The organism is Nocardia spumae, assembly GCF_020733635.1.
GTDB classification, from domain to species: domain Bacteria; phylum Actinomycetota; class Actinomycetes; order Mycobacteriales; family Mycobacteriaceae; genus Nocardia; species Nocardia spumae.
In genome coordinates, this window is the sequence record NZ_JAJFZL010000001.1 from 3,785,701 (window position 1) to 3,804,234 (window position 18,534).

Sequence of the window (18,534 nt, forward strand, 5' to 3'; positions counted from 1 at the left end):
ATCACGGCGGATGCGGCAGTTGCTCGGCGCCGATGCGGTCCATGCGTGCCCGGCCCCAGGCACCCAGCGGGGCCAGCGCGGAATTCAGCTCCGCTCCGAACGGAGTCAGCGAATACTCCACTCGCGGTGGCACTTCGGGGTAGACCTCGCGATGCACGATGGTGTCCTGTTCGAGTTCGCGGAGCTGCTGAATGAGCACCTTCTCCGACACTCCGGGCAGTCCCCGGCGCAATTCACCGAACCGGCGGGTGCCGTGGGTATCGAGATCCCAGAGGATCAGGGCCTTCCATTTGCCGCCGACCACATCCATCGCCGCATCGATCCCGCACAGATACGGACCTCGCCGTTCGCTCATACGCCTTCCACCTGCTCACACACCCGCCGGTAAGTACTGCACAAATTAGTAAGTACTTGGCGCGCAGGACAATACGGGCCAGGATCAGCAGTGGCGCGCCACCCGATCCGAACATCCGAAGGAGTGACCCGATATGCCCGACCAGCGAACAGTCAGCGTACTCGGCCTGGGCGCGATGGGGCGGGCGCTGGCAGGCGCCGCACTGCGCGCCGGCCACCGCGTCCCGGTGTGGAACCGCACCGCCGGCAAGGACACCGATCTCGTCACCGCAGGCGCCCGTCACACGGCGACTCCGGCGGCGGCGATCAGCGGCAGCGACCTCGTCATCGTGTGCCTGCTGGACCATGCCTCCGTGCACAGCGTGCTCGATCCGATCGCGGCCGAACTGTCGGACGTCGCGGTGGTCAACCTGACCAGCACCACCCCCGGGGAGTCACGGGAACTGGCGAGCTGGGCCCGCGCCCACGACATCGCCTTTCTCGACGGCGGCATCATGGCCGTCCCCGACATGATCGGCGGCCCCGCCGCCTCGATCCTCTACAGCGGCGACGCCGCGGCCTTCGACAGCGCACAGCAGGTCCTCGAGCTGTTCGGGTCCGCCGAATTCCTCGGCGCCGACCCCGGCCTGGCCGCGGCCCACGATTTCGCCCTGCTGGCGGCGATGTACGCCATGTTCGCGGGCTTCGCGCACGGCGCGGCGATGCTGCGCTCGGCGGGGGTCGGCGCCGCGGCATTCGCCGAACGCGCGGTTCCATGGCTGACGGCGATGACCGGCTCACTGCCGTGGCAAGCGCAGTTCATCGACAGCGGCGACTACCGCACCTCGGTGCAGAACCTGCACTTCAACAAGGCCGCCCTCGATGCGATCGTGCGGGCCGGGCGCGAGGCCGGAATAGCCGTCGACGTGCTTCGGCCGGTCAAAGCCCTGATCGACGAGCAAGTCGCCGATGGTTACGGCGAGCAGGCCTTCGCCCGGATCGTGGAGGGCCTGCGGGGCTGATCCGGTGGACGCCCGCCCGCAGGGACCGATTCGAACCGACGACCGGCAGCCCGCACCGCTGCGACCGCACGGCAAATATCCCGCATCTGGGGTGCTCGAACCCTGACGCCACCGTCGAACCGGGATTATCCTCGCGGTGTGTCGACCCATCACCGGGCCGCCGGTGATGTTCAATCGGTGCCGTTGAGGTTCCAGCGAACGAGTGAAAGGTTAGAGACATGGCACTTCCCACCATGACCGCCGAGCAACGCTCCGAAGCGCTGGCCAAGGCGGCCGCGGTCCGAAAGGCGCGGTCGGAACTGATCGAGCAGATTCGCAAGGGCTCGGTCTCGTTGGCCCAGGTGCTCGAGCGTGCCGACAAGGAGGACCTGGTCAAGAAAACGAAGGTCGCCGCGGTCATCAAGGCCCTGCCCGGTATCGGCCCCGTCAAGGCCGCCAAGCTCATGGACGAGGCCGATATTCCGGTCGATCGTCGTATCGGCGGCCTGGGTTCACGTCAGCGTGCCGCACTACTCGAGGCGTTGACGAACTAACCCTCCGGAAGGCGGCGCTCAGCAGCCCGGGACCTGCACGAACACCGGTGATTTGGACCTTGCGGATTGATCCGTTAACCTTGCTGAGCACCACCGGTCCGGGTGGCGGAATGGCAGACGCGCTAGCTTGAGGTGCTAGTGCCCTATTAACGGGCGTGGGGGTTCAAGTCCCCCTCCGGACACAGTTCGAAACGAAAGCCGTTGCAACGCAACGGCTTTCGTCATTTCTCGGGTCGGCGCGGATTCGGCCCTTCCGCCGCGAAGCCCTGCGGGGGTCGGCGAACTCCACTGATGCTCCAGGGGGCCTCAGCGCCCTACCTCCGCGGTCGAATCGCGTACCGGACAGCCGCCACTCGCCCCGAAGCGCGGGCAGGTTCCCAGGGACCCCAGCGCGGGCCGCCCCGGCGCCTACACAGGTCATGGCGTCGGCGTCGTTGCGATGCGAGCCCTGGGTAGACGACCACAGCCGCGGACACCGAACGGCGATCGGCGGTTTCCGCCCGCGTGGGACGCGATGTTGCCGATTGGTCGACCAACCGGTGGACATAGCCGCGTCGGTCGCGTCGAGTGCGGTGCCCGAGCCCACGCGGCCCCTCGTCACCCGGTGACGACCGTTCGATCAGCGCCCGCACCTGCCGGAGCTTCCGAGGACCGCGAGCGGCAGCAGGTATGGATTTCGCCCAGTGGTCCCTGAACAGATCTGCGCCGACTTCCGGATCCGGGCCTGCCTGCAGGGCACACGTCTGGATCCATCAGTGGAAACACACTGGCGCTGAACATGTTTCGCGAACAACCGATCCGACCCGCAAGGCGTCGCCACAATCCGGCGGGGAGCCTGCTCCGCACCGGATCGCGGTCCTGATCAGAAACGGCGGTTTCTCTCGGCTGTCGCAATACAACGAGGCCGTCGAACAAGCCCGCACAACTCGAACACATAACAGCGTTCGTGATACATACGTGATCTGGAATACAGAATAGCCAACTGTGAGCAGCGACACAGTTTAAGAAAGATGTGCCGGTCAGAGGTGCGAAAAGTCGGCACTAGACCGTTGGGGCAACCCCACCTCGAAGGCTCCATCGTTGCCGCCGTGATGCCCTAGCGTTATCGTATTGAAATATATTCGGCTTATCTGGTTCGAATATGTAATGCGAATCGCAATTCGTGTCTCCCAATTGAAACCGTCGCCATATTCGACCGCGCCTTCGGGCGTGAGAACCCGGTTGGCGGACTGATCGCGGCAGGACGCGCGCCCGACTCGGGTCGAGGCGCGGCACATCGCAGCGCCCGCAGCATCGCAGCAGTTCGGTCGTTCCGGGTCAAGTCATCCCCACAGCACACGGCGCAGAGGCGAGCTCGTTCCGATCCCGCCTGGCAGCGCGGTGCCGCTGCGTGCCCGAACACGGCCCAACAGTCGAGAACAGGAATCAGACCGCATGTCTTCAACACCCGCACGTCGCAAGTCGGTGACCTCGATCGCCCGCACCGCCGGCACCGTGACCCTGGCCGCCGCCGCGGTCGCGACCATCGTCACCACCGCAGGCGGTCGCGAGCCGTCTACCGCACAGGCGGCCGCGCTGGACGCGCTGTCGACTCCCGTCACCGCAACGGGCGCGCCTGGAGCAGGTCAGGCGCCCGCCCCAGCCCCCGCCCCGGCCCCGGCGCCGGCCCCCCAGCCTATTGCGGCACCAGCGGCGTTGCCCGGCGCCGATCAGGCGAATGTCACCGCATGGCTACCGCAGATCAACAGTGCGATGGCGTCAGCGGGTATCGACACACCGCAGCGCGCTGCCGCATTCCTCGCTCAGGTTGGGCAGGAAACAGCCGGTTTCGCCACCTTGACCGAGTACAGCGACGGCGACGACTACAACGGCCGGGCGGATCTCGGCAACACACAACCCGGTGACGGACCCAGATACAAGGGTCGAGGTGGACTCCAACTCACCGGCCGCCACAACTACGAGCGTGCGAGCCAGGCACTGGGTGTCGACTTCGTCAACCACCCGGAGCTGGTGGCGGATCCGAGATACGCGTTCGCCACGGCCGCGTGGTACTGGACCAGCCACAACCTCAACGCCGCCGCCGACAACGCCCACCCCCAGGACCCCGCGAGCATCGACCCCGTCTCGCAGATCATCAACGGCGGTTCCAACGGGAAAACCGTCCGGCGCGACCACTTCATCCAGGTATGCCAAGTTCTGAAGTGCCCCTGAACCTACGCATCCTCACCCTGCCGTGCCGGTATTCGCACCGCGCCGGCCGGTGATCACAGTTGGTTCAACGGTGGAATCGAAGGGCGGCCTTCGGCCCCGGTCCGGCGCGTTCGAATCCGGTCGTACTGCGGCACGGCCCGAGAACGATGACGCCGCGGCGATGGTCGACCCCTCAACACCGGATCGCGAATAGCCCTGCAGCCCTGCAGATTTCGTCGATACCCGCCCCGGGATGCACGCCGATACCCGATCGGAAGGTGCTCTCGTGCCCGATACCGCTGCCACTGCGACCCCCGAGTAGTTCCGGGTGATCCCGCGCCTCGGGCCGCAAATCCCACAGTTCGATGTGTTCAGCCGACACAATGTGGCGATGCGACCCTATGCCCGCGTACTGCCGGCGGCCGTTGTCGGGCTACTGGCCGTATTCGCTCCCCTCGCCGCACCCGTGTCGGTCTCCGGCATCTCCCACGCTCAGCCTCCCTTTCCACTGAGTGCGCAACCGGACGGAGTGCGGGCGCCGACGGCGGCACTGGCCGAAGCCAACACCGGGGTGATCGTGTGGGCCCGACAGCCGGATGCCCGTGTCCCGATCGCCAGTATCACCAAGGTCATGACCGCGATGGTCGTGCTCGAGTCCGGCGATCTCGAACGCCCGATCACGGTGCCCCAGGCGGCGGTCGACTATGCCGCCGCCAATGACGGGAGTAGCGCCGGCCTGGCTGCCGGCGAAGTGCTGACCACTCGCCAATTGCTGTACGCCATGATGCTTCCCTCCGGCTGCGACGCCGCCTATGCCCTGGCCGACGCCTACGGCCCCGGCCAGGATGGCTTCGTCGCCAAGATGAACGCCACCGCGCAGCGATTGGGACTTGTGAACACGCACTTCACCGACCCCAGCGGCCTGCCCGTCCCCGATGATTTCTCCACGTACTCCACGGCCGCGGACCTGTTGCGACTCGGCCGGAACGCGATGGGCCACCCGGTTTTCCGGGAAATCGTCAAATCACAGATCTATCACCAGCCCGCCGGTCCCGCGAACCGGGACCACGTCTGGGAAACCACCAACGGGCTGCTGCGTGAATATCCGGGCGCCACGGGAATCAAAACCGGATCCACCGACGCCGCCGGCACCTGCCTGCTGTTCGAAGCCTCCCGGGGCGGACAGCGGCTGATCGGTGTGGTCTTGAACAGCTCACCCGATGATCCCGCGGCCACGACAGCCGACGCCGAACGCATGATGGACTGGGGTTTCGTCCCGATCCTCAGCTCCCTGCCACTCGGATGAGCGAGAACCCGCCGGGGTGCCGCGCGCGAAGAGGCGACCGAACAGTCCCGGCCTCGACCGGCCCCGAGCCGACATCGAGGATGCCCACCCGCGATGTTTTTCGCTCAGCGGGCGCGGTCAGAGATCACCCGAATAGTCCTGGCTGATCCAGCGGTCGGGGCGGATGGTGAACAGGACGGAGTCGTTGCCGTCCATCTTGTCGGCGAAGGCACGGCCGTCCTCGGGGCCCAGGTAGCGGGTAGCGATACTCACCCGCGCGTCCCGGGGCGAGGGGGTAGCGGCGTCGACAACGGTGCCCTCGACGATGACGTACTGATAGGGCAGTTCTTCGCGCTGCACCGTCAGGGTTACCACGCCGGCCTCCCGGATCAGCCGGGCCTTGCGCCGCGTGGCGCCGGTATTGACGCGGATATCGCCGCCCGGTGTGTAGTCGTACCAGATCGGCGCGGTGGCGGGCGGACGCCCGTCGGTCGTGGCGACCGACAGAACGCCGATGTGCTTGCCTGCGAGGAACTCTTGACGCTCGGTTTCGGAGAAGGGTTTCGGCATGTGACGTCGAACGATGGGGGCAGGGGTGTTATTCCGGTCGGTCTCCCCGGCCGGCGCAGGGCGAGGGCGTCCGGCGGGGTGCCGGACGAGTCGAATCCCACTGGGCAAGGGCGGTACGCAAGGTCGCCACGAGCGGAAGGGGCTGATCCATCATCGGATGGTGGCCGGCCTCGGCCAATTCGACAACCGTCGCGCGACGATCGATTCCTCCGGGTCGCGACGATGTCCGAAACGCCCAGTCGCCCTATGGATTCCACGCCGCTGCGGGCTCGTGCCCCGAGCCGGCCGAATCCCTCGGCTCGTGCGGCGCCGAGAACATCGGTCACGGAGTGCACACGGACATCCGGGTATCGGGCAACGGCCTGGAATGTGGCGAGCATTGTACCTGGAATATTCAATGCCTGCTGAAGTTCAGCGGAACGCGTAGAATTTCACCAGGTCGGGACTGTTATCTGGAGCCCAATCATGATCAAGAGAAGGAATTCACACACGAAGTTCACTCGGTTGGCAGCCGCCGCCGGTATAGCGGCAGCTGCCGCCGTTCCGGTCGTCGCCGCCGCGACCCATGCGACTGCCGCGCCAACAACGACGTCCACGTCCGCAACCCAACGCGTAGACAGCCCCGGTTGGGGTCACGGCGGTGGTTGGGGCAATGGTGGTTGGGGCAATGGCGGCTGGAGTCACGGCGGCTGGGGGAACGGCGGCTGGGGGAACGGTGGTTGGGGGAACGGTGGTTGGGGGAACGGTGGTTGGGGCAATGGTGGCTGGGGATGGAACCCCGGCTGGTGGAACCCATTCCTCGGCGGCTGGGGCAGCTTCTAGTGCCGACGACCGAGCCCGGACACGCACGGCGTGCCGGGCTCGGTTGCCTCGAGTGCCGATCACGTGAAGCCGGGTTCGACCGACCCGGGCCGGAGCGGGTGACCAGATGAAGATCGTGTGTATCGGTGGCGGACCGGCCGGGTTGTATTTCGCCATTTCGATGAAGCGGCGCGACCCGGCCCACGACATCACGGTGATCGACCACCATCCGGCCGGGTCCACCTATGGCTGGGGCGTCGTGTACTGGGACGACCTGCTCGACATTCTGTATCGCAACGACCCCGACAGCGCCCAGGCGCTGCGTGCCGGTTCGGTCGTATGGCGAGAACAGGCAATCCATGTGCGAGACAGCCAGACCGCGTATTTCGGGGGCTACGGGTTCAGCATGGGCCGCGCGGCACTGCTCGACGTACTCTCCCGGCGGGCAAGCGATCTGGGCGTCGATATCCTGCACGGGCGCGAGGTCCACGATCTGTCCGGATTCGACGACGCCGACCTCATCGTCGCCTCAGACGGTGCGAACAGCCGGCTACGGCAGCTGGGCAGTCACTGTTTCGGCACATCCGTCACACTCGGCGAGAATCGATATATCTGGCTCGGCACCGACAAGGTCTTCACCCGATTCACTTTCGCCTTCGAACACACTTCGGCCGGTTGGATCTGGTTCCACGCCTACCCGTCGGTCGCCGACAGAATCAGCACCTGCATCGTCGAGTGCCAACCACGGACGTGGCACGGACTGGGATTCGATTCCCTGGACAACCTCGAGAACTTGCGGGTTCTGGAGAACATCTTCACCCACCCTCTCGGCGGTCACTCGTTGATCAGCAAGACACGAGGCGAGTTCGCAACGTGGAGCCGCTTTCCCGAGGTAACCAACAAACGTTGGTATCACGACAATGTGGTGCTGCTCGGCGACGCCGCGCACACGACGCACTTCACCATCGGTTCGGGCACCCGGCTGGCAATCGTCGACGCCGTCGTGCTCGCACAGAACCTGTACGAGCACGACCAGCTCGCCGACGCGCTGGAGAACTACGACGCGCAGCGGCGTGCCGCAATGCGCCCGATACAGGCCTCCGCCCGTACCAGCATGGTCTGGTTCGAACACGCCGACCGGTATCTCGACCGCGACGCCGTGCAGTTCGCCTATGCGATGGCGGCCCGCCACGGGATGCAAATGCCGTGGCGATATCAGCTGCACCTGCTCACGCAACTGCGCGCGGTGCGAAAGATCCGGCGTGCCATCAACTCCGGACAGCGGTGGTGGCGCGCCGCCAGACGAGGTGAACACGCGATGACACCGCGCTCGCCGCGACGTCCACTTCCCCTCCGGACACCGAGATAGACGTAATCCCTTGCCACGCGCTGGATTACGTGCCACGCGCTGGATTACGCCGTCGACTTCGAGCCTCGGCGCCGCGAGGCGTTCACCGTGCTCGACGGCGCTACCCAGGAGGATCCGATGCGCGGGCGCCACCCGCCCACGCGCGCGCACCCACCATGGTGGCCCGGCCGGACTCCACATCGGCACGCAACTCCCGCCCCAGCCCGACACACATCGCGACCAGCACCAGCACGAACGGGCACGCGACAATCATCGCCCCCCATTGCAGCGCGTCCAGCCCACCGATCACCAGCAGCGCCAACGCGACCGCGCCGACGAGCAGTCCCCACGCGACCACCAGCCACTTCTTCGGTTCATCGACACCCTTCGAGGAGAAGGTGCCGAGCACGATCGCACCCGCGTCGGCGCCACTGATGAAGAACACCCCGGCCAGAACGACCACCGCCGCACTGGTGACGGTGGACAGCGGAAACGCGTTCAGAACTTCGAAGAACGCCGCTTGGGCGCTCTGCGATGCCACCGACGCGATATCGCGCTTACCGGTCAACTGCAGATCCAACGTGGCGCCACCGAGAATGGCGAACCACACGATCGTGGCGAGACTCGGCGCGATCAACACTCCGAAGACGTACTCGCGAATCGTGCGGCCCCGGGAAATCTTCGCCAGAAAACTTCCGACATAGGGCGCCCACGAGATCCCCCACGCCCACAAGAAGATGGTCCAGTCCTGCATCCACCGACCATCCGCGAAGGCCCCGGTCTGGAACGACATCGGCACGAAATTGAACAGGTAGCCGCCCAACGCTTCCGACAGCAGATCGAGAATGAACCGAAACGGCCCGATCACCAGGACGAACAGCGCGAGCGCGATGGCGATCAGAGTGTTCAGATCGGCCAGTCGCTTGATGCCCTTGTCCACACCCGCGACCGCCGACACGATGAATCCCGCGGTGAGCAACCCGACAACCACGGTCAGGACCAGCGTAGAACTGTGGATGCTCGAAATGAATCCGAGCCCGGCGATGATCTGCAGCGTGCCGAGCCCGAGCGTCACCGCGTTACCGACGGTCGTGGTCATGACGACCCAGGTGTCGATGCCTCGCCCGATCGGCCCCTCCGAACGCCTACCCAGTAGTGGCCGCAACGTGGCGCTCACCAGTGAGGGCCGTCCTCTGCCGATCGTCGTATAGGCGAATGCGAGACCGGCGACACCGAAGAACGCCCACGGATGCAACGCCCAATGGAAGATCGAATACTGCATACCGACCACCGCCGCCTGATCGGTGCGAGGCGCGGGCCCGCCCGGTGGCGGCTGCGCCCACAACGTCACCGGTTCGTACGCACCGTAGAAGATCAGGCCGATACCCACGCCGAGTGCGAACATCATCGCGATCCAGGAGAACGTCGAGTAGGCCGGCTTCTCCTCGCGGCCACCGAGTTTCACCCGCCCGTATCTGCTGAACGCGAGATACAGGATGAAGAAAACGAAACCGGCCGTCGACAATACGAACACCCAGCCGAACTCTCTCGAGATATCCGCGTAGACCTGTTCGGCCACCATCTCCATCCGGTCCGGGAACACGACCCCGAGCACCAGGAACGCCAGCGTCACAGTGGCGGCGACCAGCGTGACCGGCATGTCGATTCCGGCGCGCCAACTCGTCTTTTCGTGATCCTTCGACCGCGGCGCCGGCAGCCCGGTCGGCGGCCGCTCCAACGGCTCCTCCGGCAATTCCTCTGAAGGTTCCTCAGCGGTCTTCATGTCATCGCCGGAATCGGCCACCCCTGCTCCCCCTCCACCGACAACGTTGACACCCACCATGATCCACCCGGTGACGGCGGTTGTACGGGCATTCACACGATCACAACATAGGCACCGGGCGCAGATGGGCAATCGAGAACAGCCGCCGCTCCGGCGCGAGCCCCGGCCCGCATCGGATCACCACGCGTCACCCGAACCGCACCCGCGTCGAAATTACGTTGTCCACCACACGGTTCGGATTCCGCGACCGACCGACCGGCGCAGGTCAGGGCAGAACCTGAGGCACCACACCCGGGTTCGCCGCACCGACCAGAGCACCGATCGCGGCGCCGAGCAGTGAACCGGCGGAACCGGTCGCCGAGCCCGTCGCCACACCCACAGCCGAACCGACCGCCGAACCGACCGAAGCACCCGCGGACGAACCGTTCAGCACCGGGTCGGGAATCAGGGCATCAGGATTGGTGGCCGTGTCCTGACTTTGCAGCGGAATACCGGCGACCGGACCCGCCGCCGACCCGGGACCAGCGGCGGCGCCCCCGGCGAAAACGGCCGTCGCGGCCAGCGGCAGCGCCACAACCGCCACCACACGCCTCGTCGCCAACAGAATGTCTCGAGGCATTTCCCCGCCCTTTCCACCCACCGGCACAACCGAAGCCACACCGAGCGGCGCCGCACCCCGCTGCGCAGGAGCACCGGACCTCAACGGCCACCGCGCTAGATCCAACGATACTGTGGGACAGTCGATCTCATCGCCCATCGACATAACATGTCGGCGTAGAGGAGATCACGGCGCGGCCACCACCAGGACAGCCACAGATCAGCGAAGCCCGGCGAACAGATCCGTTTCGCGCTCGGGCGCGCCCTGCACACGGTTGAAATGACGCACGAAGCTCTCGGTCCCGAAGATCATCTGCTGCAGATCGGCGGGCATCCGCAGAAACGGCACACTATCGCCCTGGCTGCCGTGCGCTTCGAGCGCCTTGACCTTGCGCTGGGCGAAACCCGCCACGTCCACCACCGTGGTGATCAACTCCATCGGCGTACCGAAGTCCTGCGGAGGCTCGACATCGATCAGGCCCCGCTCCCGCAGCGCCGTGAACATCTCAGAGGAGCTTTCGCGCGGAATCGCCGTGTAGTACAGCTTGTCCGGAATATCGGTCGCGGCGGCCGCCGCCCGCGCCACCCGATTGGCCTGAATGTGGTCCGGATGGCCGTAGTTGCCGTTCTCGTCGTAGGTGACCACCACCTGGGGGCGGTAGCGCCGCATCAGCTCCGCCACTCGCGCGGCCGCCTGCTTGACGGGAATGTTGCGAAAGGCCTCCGGATCCTGGTTGCCATCCCAGCCGTCCATCCCCGAATCGCGATAACCGAGCAACTCGACATGCTCGATATCCAGCAGTGCCGCCGACTCCCGCAGTTCGGAGAGTCGTTGCGCCCGTACCGCACTCGCGTCGTGGCCGGGCCGGCCGGGCTTGATCCCGCCGGGCGCGTCACCCTGCTCGCCATTGGTGCAGGTCACCAGAACCGTCCGGATACCGTCGGCGGCACACCGCGCGAGCACCCCACCGGTGCTGATGACCTCGTCGTCGGGATGGGCGTGTACCGCCATGATCGTCAGTTGCTCGGCCATGAGTCCCTGTCTGTCTGCTCGGCGCTGCGTTGCTGCCACTCTACGAATCAACACCGACACCCGGACCGCTGATTCCACCCGCTCCCCCACCGACGTCCACACCAACGGCCCCACACCGGACTCAGCGCCCGGACTTCGACCGCTCACCACCGGCGTTGCGGGCCGTACCGCGGTGCGCGGGCACAGTGGTCGGATCCTCCGGCCAGGCGTGTTTCGGGTAACGACCGCGCAGATCGGCACGGACCCGCGCCCAGCCGGTACGCCAGAACGAAGCCAGATCCGCGGTCACCGCCACCGGACGCCGGGCGGGCGAGAGCAGGTGCAGCACGATCGGCACCCGACCGCCGGCCAGCCGCGGCGCCTCCGCCCACCCCAGCACCTCCTGCACCTTCACCGCGAGCACCGGCGAGTCGGCCGAATAATCGACACGCACCCGGCTACCGGAAGGAACCACGAGCCGTTCCGGCGCCAGATCGTCCATTGCGACCGCATCCGGCCACGGCAACACCCGGCGCAACGCCTGCCCCGCATCGATACGTTCGACATCGGCGCGACGACGGGCAGCGTCGAGTTCGGGACCGAGCCAGGTGTCGGCGACGGCGAGCAGCGATTCGTCGTCGACCGGCGGCCACGGGGCACCGAGGCTGCGATGCAGGAAGTCCAGCCGCTGACGCAGACCGATCGCCTCCGCATCCCACGACAGCAGACCCAACCCCACTGAGGTCAGCCCGCGCCGGACCGCAGCCCCCAGCAGCCCGCGATCGGGATCTCGAATGGTCCGCTCCGCCAGGACGATCGCACCCAACCGCTCGATCCGACGCGCGACCACGTCACCGTCGATCCAATCGACCTCCTCGGCGGTGCTCAGCAGGTTCGACGCGGCCCGGCGAGCCAGCTGCTCATCCGCGACCGCGGCCAACCGGACATACCCCTCGGAACGCCCCGGATCACGCGTCGCGACACCGACAGCCAGCCACTGCCCGTCACCGACTCCAAAACCGGGCGGCACCGTCACCGCGGTGCCGCCGGCCATCAGAAAGCTCGCCGAATCCCGGCCCCGCCGCCGCGCCAGCCGCTCCGGATGAGCCAGCGCGACAACGAAAGCCGGATCATCGACCCCCTCCGGCCCGTCGACCAACCGCGTCAGTCGCTCGACCTCCCGCAACCAGCGCGGCGGCCGCTCCCGCCGCAGCACCCGCAGACCCGCCACCAGATCGACCCCCGAGATATGAGAATCGTCGTCGAGGACGGTGACCACCTCCGCCGCCGCCCGCGCACCCACCACGACCGCACCGTCGAGCAACGCGCGTGCCAGCCGCGGATGCAGCCCGATCCGAGCCATCCGCCGGCCACGCTCGGTCACCACACCGTCCTCGTCCGTGGCACCCAACGCGCGCAACACATCCCGTCCCGCACGCAAACCACCCGGCGGCGGAGCATCCCACCAATTCAGGCCGTTCCCGTCCGCGGTGCCCCAACACGCCAGCTCCAACGCCAACCGGGTCAGATCCGCCGTCCGAATCTCCGGCTCCGGATACGCGGGCAGCGTGGCGTGCTCGTACTCCGGCCAGCATCGCCACACCCGTCCCGCGGCCTCACGCCCGGCCCGGCCGGCCCGTTGCTCGGCCACCGCGGCCGACACCCGCACCGTCGCCAGCCCCGACAATCCGCGCGCCCGATCGATACGCGGAACCCGCGCCAATCCCGAGTCCACCACCGCCCGCACACCCGGCACCGTCAGGCTGGACTCCGCCACCGCCGTGGACAACACCACCCGCCGATGGGCACCGGGCCGCAGCGCCGCATCCTGCCGCGCGGCCGAGAGCCTGCCGTGCAACGCCACCACATCCACGCCGTCCAGGTCCGCCAGCAGAGCTGTCGTTCGCTGGATTTCGGCCACGCCCGGTAAGAACACGAGAACATCGCCCTCGCTGTCCGCGAGCGCCGCACGCGTCGCACGCGCGACCTGCGCTTCGATCCGCTCCCGCGGCAACGACGGCAGATACGTCGCCTCCACCGGATAGCTCCGGCCCCGCACTCGCACCACCGGCGCCGGGCCGTCCCCGCCCAGCAACGCCGCCAGGCGGTCCGCCGCGACGGTCGCCGACGTGGCCAGTACCCGCAGATCCGGCCGCAACCCGGCCCGGGCGTCCAATAACAACGCCAGGAGCAGATCCGCGTCCAGATGCCGCTCGTGACATTCGTCCAACAGCACCACATCGACCCCCGCCAATTCGGGATCGTCCTGCAATCGCCGCACCAGCAGACCGGATGTCACGACCTCGACCCGCGTCCGCCGCCCCACTCGCCGATCGCCCCGGACCGAATAACCGACCGTTTCGCCCACCTGCTCGCCCAGCAGTGCCGCCATCCGCCCCGCGGCGGCCCGAGCCGCCAGCCGGCGCGGCTCGGCCACCAGCACCCGACCCGAAAAACCGGCCGCGAGCGCCGGCGGCACCAGCGTCGTCTTCCCGGTTCCCGGCGGCGCGACCAGCACAGCGGTACCGCTGTCGATCAGCGTGGCGACCAGGCGATCGAGAACGCCGCGAACCGGCAGATCGGGAAGTTCGGGAAGTTTCATCACCGACCAGTCTGAGGCCTCGACGGCGACCGTCGACGCCGGGCTCGTCGATCCACCTCGAAACCGCGCGAACACCCACCGCGCACCCGCCGACCGAGTTTACCGAGACCCTGCCGTGGGGTAATCGGCGCCGAAGCCCCCAGAGAGGAAACAATCGTCGTGCGAATGCTTCTGCGTCCGTTGGTTCTCGGCGCACTGACCGCATCGGCCCTGCTCCCGTTCGCGGTATCGGCCGGCGCCCAGACCGCCGGTGATTTCGAGGACACCCGGGTGGAGGTGTCGCCCGGATGCGCCGGCACGGTCCGGACCGAGGTATCCGTCGCCCCCCTGCCGACCAACGCCGAAGGCGTCGCGGTGGCGGTGATGTTCCGGGCCGATCGCCAGGACCCCGCCTGCGCGACGACCGCGACCATGACATGGCGAAACGTCGATTCCGGAGCCACCGGATCCCAAGACGTCACCGTCTCCTCCGTGCCCGAATCGATCGGCCCCTTCCCCACCGACCACGGCTACAAGCGAGCCCTGGCCGACACCGGTCCCGGCACCGTGGTCGTCACCATCACCACCAACCCCGGCGAGATCAGCGTCACCGTCTGACCCCGCCCACATGCCACGACAGGCGCCGCGACATCAGCGCGAGGCCGAAACAACCACGTCGACAAGCTCTTTCACGGCCCGAACACAGTCGTCGCGAGCGAAACCCAACCGATCCACCACGTCGCCCCCCGGTTCGTAGGCCAGCGTGTTGCCGCGCCCCTGGATGATGGAGGCATCCGGTTGCAACGGGTGCGGCTCGTCACGTTCGCCGATGACACGCCCACCGCCCGCGGCGTCGACCAGCAACTGGAAGAACTGCCGATACGACAAGTTCTGATCCCCCACCAGATATGCCGCACCCGGTTCGCCATGGCGCAGCGCGCCGCCGATCGCCTGCGCCAACGATGCCGCGGACATGTAATTGGTGCCGCCGGGCGGAGCGAAATCGGGGATGTCCGGCTCGTTCCCGGCCGCCCATGACACCATTCGACGGTAACGGCGCGCCGACGCCCCCGGCACGGCACCGATGATCGACGGCGGATTCACCGTACACACGCTGAACGATTCGTCCGCGAGCGCCCGCGCGCCGTCGTCGGCCGCCTTGCGCGCCGCGATATAGGGATTGCGCTCGGCGAGGTCGGGTCGCAGCTGATGGTAATAGCTGCCGACCTGCACGAACCGGCCCACACCGGCCCGCTTGGCCAGCTCGGCGAGGCGGGGAACACCGAGGCTCTGGGTGTTCTCCCAGAACCGCTCGGCATCGTCCTCGGCCCGCTTGTGCCGCACGTCCTGCCCCGCGGCGAACACGATCCCGTCGAACGGCGCCAACTGCTCCGGGGTGAAGGTGGGAACAATGTAATCGCCCGTGAGCAGCGCGAAACCCGCGACCGCGGAATCGTCGCCGACCGGACCACGGCCCGCGACGGTGACCTCGTCACCACAGTCGCGCAGATGCCGCGCGGCGTGCGCACCGATCATGCCGGTGCCGCCGATGATCAGGATCTTCATGAACACATACCTTTCGACAGGAGTCAGGGATTGCGGGGACGGTTGGTCCAGCCGCCGGAGCGGCGCGCGACCCAGCCGCCGGCGATATGGGTGCCACCGTCGACATGAACAGTCCCGCCGGTCACGAAACGCGACAGGTCGGAGGCGAGAAACAGCGCGACCCCGGCAACATCGCGCGGCTGTCCGGGACCACCCAGCGGCGACCAGATCGGCCACAGCGACCGGTCCTGTTCGGGAACCAGTTGCGAGTAGGGCACCTGAACCGATTCGATGAGGTCGGGAGCGATCGCGTTGACCCGGATACCGCGGGGACCCACCTCCGCCGCCAGCGACCGGGTGAACCCTGTCAACGCCGCCTTGTACCCGGAATACACGGCGTGGCCGGGAATCGCCCGATGGGCCTCGACCGTCGTGAGATTGATGATCGACCCGGCACCCCGCTCGATCATCCCCTCGAGCAGCGCCCGCGTCACCCGCAGTACGTGCGCGAAGTTGATGTCGTGCAGTTCATCCCACAGCGACGGCGAATCGGTCGCGAAGGTGTGCGGTGCTCGCAAATGGTGGCCGACATTGTTGACCAGAATGTCCGGCCGGTGCTCCGCGAGTACGGACGGGCACGGCGTCGTGCGCACATCCCAGACGACATCGGTGAGGGAACCACCCGCGGCACCGTCGAACTCGAGCACGCCGACCGGTTCGATGTCGGCGACCAGAACGTGGGCGCCGTGCGCGGCGAACGCCCGCGCCACGGCGGCACCGATCCCCGCCGCGCCACCGGTGACCACCGCGCGCCGGCCCGCCAGCATCGGACCGGGACTGAATGGGCTGAAATCGGTCATCGACGAATTACAGATCATCGGCGGCGCCGGCGACACCCATCTTCCCGGCTGGCGGAAGAATTCGTCCCCGCACACCCGCCGGCCCCGCCCATCGCGCGAGACGGCGTCGAAGCGGCGGCCGCCTACCGCCAGAGAATCGGCGGACAGTTCATCCCGACATCCGATCGCGCGTCGGTCAGTGCCTCACCCGGTGCACCGGGCGGCCGCACGAGCGAGCGCACGGTCCCGGTGTTCCTCGAATCGAGGAAGCCGCACATTTTCCAGGTCGTCGAGAAAATCGGCCAGACGTTCCCGGGCCTGCTCACCGTCAGGCCCGAAATCGTTGCGGTCGAACACGTTCCACTGACGGAGCACCGGCTGCAGGACCTCCTCCAGATGCTGGCGCAAATCGTAGATGCCGTGCTTGGCCATCAGCACGCCGTTGCGCCGGAAATTGGGCATGCCGGTTCCGGGCATACGGAAATTGCGCACGATGAGATCGATGGCCGTGATCGCCTGATCGGGCGCCAGATCCAGTGCGGCCCCGCACAGGGTCCGATAGAAGATCATGTGCAGGTTCTCGTCGGCGGCGATGCGCTGCAGCATCCGGTCCGCGATCGGATCACCACACGCGTCGGCGGTGTTGCGGTGACTGATCCGGGTCGCCAGTTCTTGAAAGGACACGTACGCCACCGAATACAGAAACCCCGGCTCATCCGTGGCGCCGACGTCGCCGGTGGCATGAAACCCGTCCGTCATGTGCCGCATCCGGTCCCGCTCCAGCGCGACCGGGTCCACACCCCGGGTGACGACGAGGTAGTCCCGGATAGCGATACTGTGCCGGGCCTCTTCGGCCGTCCACCGCCCCACCCATGTCCCCCACGCTCCGTCCTGCGCGAAATTCGCGCTGATCTCACGGTGGTAGGAAGGCAGATTGTCCTCGGTGAGCAGGTTCGTCACCAGCGCCGCTTTCGCTACCTCCGACAGCCGGGATTGCTCGGGGTCCCAATCGATTCCACCGAGCAGGGCGAAGTTCCGGCCCTCCGCCCACGGAATGTAGTCGTGCGGATGCCAGTCCTTGGCCAAACTCAGGTGCCGGTTCACTGCCGACTCGGCCACCGGTTCGAGCTCGGTGAGAATCTGCCGTTGGGTCAAGGGAACGCTCACTGCGGTGTTCACCTTTCTGCATCGTGGTCGGGGTGCCGAGGGCGAGGTCGCGATCGTGGCGGCGGTAACGCAGTTGCCCCGGCCGCTGTCGGAATCGGTGAAGAACGCGAACGGCAGACCGTCTACACGCAGCCATGCCGCACCCTCCGTCACTGACAACCCGACAGTGCCAGTAACGCGAGCCCGCCTACAGGGCCGAAAGTCCCTCTTTCTCAACCGGTCTCAGCGGCGGCGACGCCCCCGGGCGTGCCCCGAAGAGCATCGCGTTCGATCCGGCCCCTCGGCGTCTGTGCTGTTTTCGACCGCGAGGTGTGCTGTGACCGCGAGATACGGTGATCGGTCACACATGCGTAGATGCGCATATCAACGTACCAATATTGAATGCAGATCGAAGACGCGAGGCGTCGATCTGCGATGACCGAATGATGCGGGCGGCCGCATTCTCCGCCTGCGTATTTCGCTTCCTGTCTCCGGCCGGCACCCGCCGTTTCACGCACGCGCACTCCCCTGGGGGGTGACCCTCCTGCCGCATATACCCTCCCCCACCCACGGCACTGTCGGCATACACGCGCAAAGTTAGATTCATCGATGCGCATATAACTATATGCGTGGTCCGTCACCACGCGGTGGCGGACGCTCTGCTGATCGAGCTGGACGAACGCACCGGCTACCTGGACTGCTTCGCCCATGCCGGTGACAAGCAAGCCCGCAGGCCGGTTGAAACGGAATCTGATCGCGGTCCTTTGGCCTACTCCACCAACCTCGGACTGACGAACATGGCCGAAGCGTCCGGTATCTCCTATGACATCCTGACCTGGGCAGCGGAGTGGTATGTGCTACGACGATCTGCTGCGGTTGGCGTGGTCACTGAAGTCCGGGCACGCTAGGGGACTATCGGCGCACGATCCCCCGCCACCCGCGAATAAGG

At 66.9% G+C, this 18,534-nt stretch carries 16 protein-coding genes and 1 tRNA gene; 8 read left to right on the forward strand and 9 right to left on the reverse strand.

The genetic code is table 11. The features are described 5' to 3' along the window. Position 1: 1 nt before the first annotated feature. Positions 2 to 355, reverse strand: coding sequence for a winged helix-turn-helix transcriptional regulator (locus LKD76_RS16910; RefSeq protein ID WP_227982293.1), 354 nt, complete (start codon positions 353 to 355; stop codon positions 2 to 4). Between the two features lie 133 nt (positions 356 to 488). Here LKD76_RS16910 and LKD76_RS16915 point away from each other — a divergent pair, with 133 nt between their 5' ends. From LKD76_RS16915 to LKD76_RS16935, 5 genes are all read left to right on the forward strand, one after another. Then, a complete protein-coding gene (locus tag LKD76_RS16915; protein ID WP_227982294.1) occupies positions 489 to 1,355 on the forward strand; it encodes an NAD(P)-dependent oxidoreductase in 867 nt (288 codons plus the stop codon). Positions 1,356 to 1,573: 218 nt separating this feature from the next. Continuing rightward, positions 1,574 to 1,888 (forward strand): integration host factor, actinobacterial type, encoded by a 315-nt coding sequence (gene mihF, locus LKD76_RS16920; RefSeq protein ID WP_030516894.1) that lies wholly within the window; start codon positions 1,574 to 1,576, stop codon positions 1,886 to 1,888. 96 nt (positions 1,889 to 1,984) lie between these two features. Next, positions 1,985 to 2,070: transfer RNA gene (locus tag LKD76_RS16925), tRNA-Leu, on the forward strand. A 1,252-nt stretch (positions 2,071 to 3,322) separates the two neighbouring features. Beyond that, positions 3,323 to 4,099, forward strand: a complete 777-nt coding sequence (locus LKD76_RS16930; protein WP_227982295.1) for a glycoside hydrolase family 19 protein — start codon at positions 3,323 to 3,325, stop codon at positions 4,097 to 4,099. Between the two features lie 370 nt (positions 4,100 to 4,469). Further along, on the forward strand, positions 4,470 to 5,384 hold the full coding sequence (locus LKD76_RS16935) for a D-alanyl-D-alanine carboxypeptidase family protein (RefSeq protein WP_227982296.1): 915 nt from the start codon (positions 4,470 to 4,472) through the stop codon (positions 5,382 to 5,384). A gap of 117 nt (positions 5,385 to 5,501) precedes the next feature. Here the strand turns inward: LKD76_RS16935 and LKD76_RS16940 are convergent, their stop codons facing one another. Next, positions 5,502 to 5,933, reverse strand: coding sequence for a pyridoxamine 5'-phosphate oxidase family protein (locus LKD76_RS16940; RefSeq protein WP_227982297.1), 432 nt, complete (start codon positions 5,931 to 5,933; stop codon positions 5,502 to 5,504). Positions 5,934 to 6,861: 928 nt separating this feature from the next. On the opposite strand from LKD76_RS16940, the gene LKD76_RS16945 reads away from it, so the two are divergent. After that, the gene (locus LKD76_RS16945) at positions 6,862 to 8,103 is read left to right on the forward strand and encodes an FAD-dependent monooxygenase (protein WP_227982298.1); all 1,242 of its coding nucleotides are present in this window, start codon (positions 6,862 to 6,864) and stop codon (positions 8,101 to 8,103) included. A 100-nt stretch (positions 8,104 to 8,203) separates the two neighbouring features. Here LKD76_RS16945 and LKD76_RS16950 read toward each other — a convergent pair whose 3' ends face one another. The 4 genes from LKD76_RS16950 to hrpB all read right to left on the reverse strand — a co-directional run bounded on the left by LKD76_RS16950 (position 8,204) and on the right by hrpB (position 14,076). After that, positions 8,204 to 9,961 (reverse strand): BCCT family transporter, encoded by a 1,758-nt coding sequence (locus tag LKD76_RS16950; protein WP_227982299.1) that lies wholly within the window; start codon positions 9,959 to 9,961, stop codon positions 8,204 to 8,206. A gap of 169 nt (positions 9,962 to 10,130) precedes the next feature. After that, positions 10,131 to 10,448 carry a complement resistance protein TraT gene (locus LKD76_RS16955; RefSeq protein WP_227982300.1) on the reverse strand — a complete coding sequence of 106 codons (318 nt, stop codon included), beginning with the start codon at positions 10,446 to 10,448 and terminating at the stop codon, positions 10,131 to 10,133. 234 nt (positions 10,449 to 10,682) lie between these two features. Then, a complete protein-coding gene (locus LKD76_RS16960; protein ID WP_227982301.1) occupies positions 10,683 to 11,573 on the reverse strand; it encodes a PIG-L family deacetylase in 891 nt (296 codons plus the stop codon). A gap of 43 nt (positions 11,574 to 11,616) precedes the next feature. Then, positions 11,617 to 14,076, reverse strand: a complete 2,460-nt coding sequence (hrpB, locus tag LKD76_RS16965) for an ATP-dependent helicase HrpB (protein WP_227982302.1) — start codon at positions 14,074 to 14,076, stop codon at positions 11,617 to 11,619. 159 nt (positions 14,077 to 14,235) lie between these two features. On the opposite strand from hrpB, the gene LKD76_RS16970 reads away from it, so the two are divergent. After that, positions 14,236 to 14,673: a hypothetical protein gene (locus LKD76_RS16970; RefSeq protein WP_227982303.1), complete on the forward strand. Its 438-nt coding sequence runs from the start codon at positions 14,236 to 14,238 to the stop codon at positions 14,671 to 14,673. A gap of 33 nt (positions 14,674 to 14,706) precedes the next feature. Here LKD76_RS16970 and LKD76_RS16975 read toward each other — a convergent pair whose 3' ends face one another. From LKD76_RS16975 to LKD76_RS16985, 3 genes are all read right to left on the reverse strand, one after another. Then, on the reverse strand, positions 14,707 to 15,621 hold the full coding sequence (locus LKD76_RS16975) for an NAD-dependent epimerase/dehydratase family protein (RefSeq protein WP_227982304.1): 915 nt from the start codon (positions 15,619 to 15,621) through the stop codon (positions 14,707 to 14,709). A 23-nt stretch (positions 15,622 to 15,644) separates the two neighbouring features. Then, complete coding sequence (locus LKD76_RS16980; protein ID WP_227982305.1) at positions 15,645 to 16,460, reverse strand: SDR family NAD(P)-dependent oxidoreductase; 816 nt, start codon at positions 16,458 to 16,460, stop codon at positions 15,645 to 15,647. Positions 16,461 to 16,643: 183 nt separating this feature from the next. Further along, a complete protein-coding gene (locus LKD76_RS16985; RefSeq protein ID WP_227985275.1) occupies positions 16,644 to 17,606 on the reverse strand; it encodes an acyl-ACP desaturase in 963 nt (320 codons plus the stop codon). Between the two features lie 608 nt (positions 17,607 to 18,214). Between LKD76_RS16985 and LKD76_RS16990 the strand changes: the two genes are divergently transcribed. Continuing rightward, entirely contained in the window at positions 18,215 to 18,493 is a 279-nt protein-coding gene (locus LKD76_RS16990) for a Tn3 family transposase (protein WP_227982306.1), read from the forward strand. Positions 18,494 to 18,534 lie beyond the last annotated feature (41 nt).

Coding starts and splice junctions, on each gene's coding strand:
- LKD76_RS16910 (WP_227982293.1), bottom strand. CDS start 355: ATGAGCGAACGGCGAGGTCCGTATCTGTGCGGGATCGATGCGGCGATG.
- LKD76_RS16915 (WP_227982294.1), top strand. CDS start 489: ATGCCCGACCAGCGAACAGTCAGCGTACTCGGCCTGGGCGCGATGGGG.
- mihF (WP_030516894.1), top strand. CDS start 1,574: ATGGCACTTCCCACCATGACCGCCGAGCAACGCTCCGAAGCGCTGGCC.
- LKD76_RS16930 (WP_227982295.1), top strand. CDS start 3,323: ATGTCTTCAACACCCGCACGTCGCAAGTCGGTGACCTCGATCGCCCGC.
- LKD76_RS16935 (WP_227982296.1), top strand. CDS start 4,470: ATGCGACCCTATGCCCGCGTACTGCCGGCGGCCGTTGTCGGGCTACTG.
- LKD76_RS16940 (WP_227982297.1), bottom strand. CDS start 5,933: ATGCCGAAACCCTTCTCCGAAACCGAGCGTCAAGAGTTCCTCGCAGGC.
- LKD76_RS16945 (WP_227982298.1), top strand. CDS start 6,862: ATGAAGATCGTGTGTATCGGTGGCGGACCGGCCGGGTTGTATTTCGCC.
- hrpB (WP_227982302.1), bottom strand. CDS start 14,076: ATGAAACTTCCCGAACTTCCCGATCTGCCGGTTCGCGGCGTTCTCGAT.
- LKD76_RS16975 (WP_227982304.1), bottom strand. CDS start 15,621: ATGAAGATCCTGATCATCGGCGGCACCGGCATGATCGGTGCGCACGCC.
- LKD76_RS16980 (WP_227982305.1), bottom strand. CDS start 16,460: ATGACCGATTTCAGCCCATTCAGTCCCGGTCCGATGCTGGCGGGCCGG.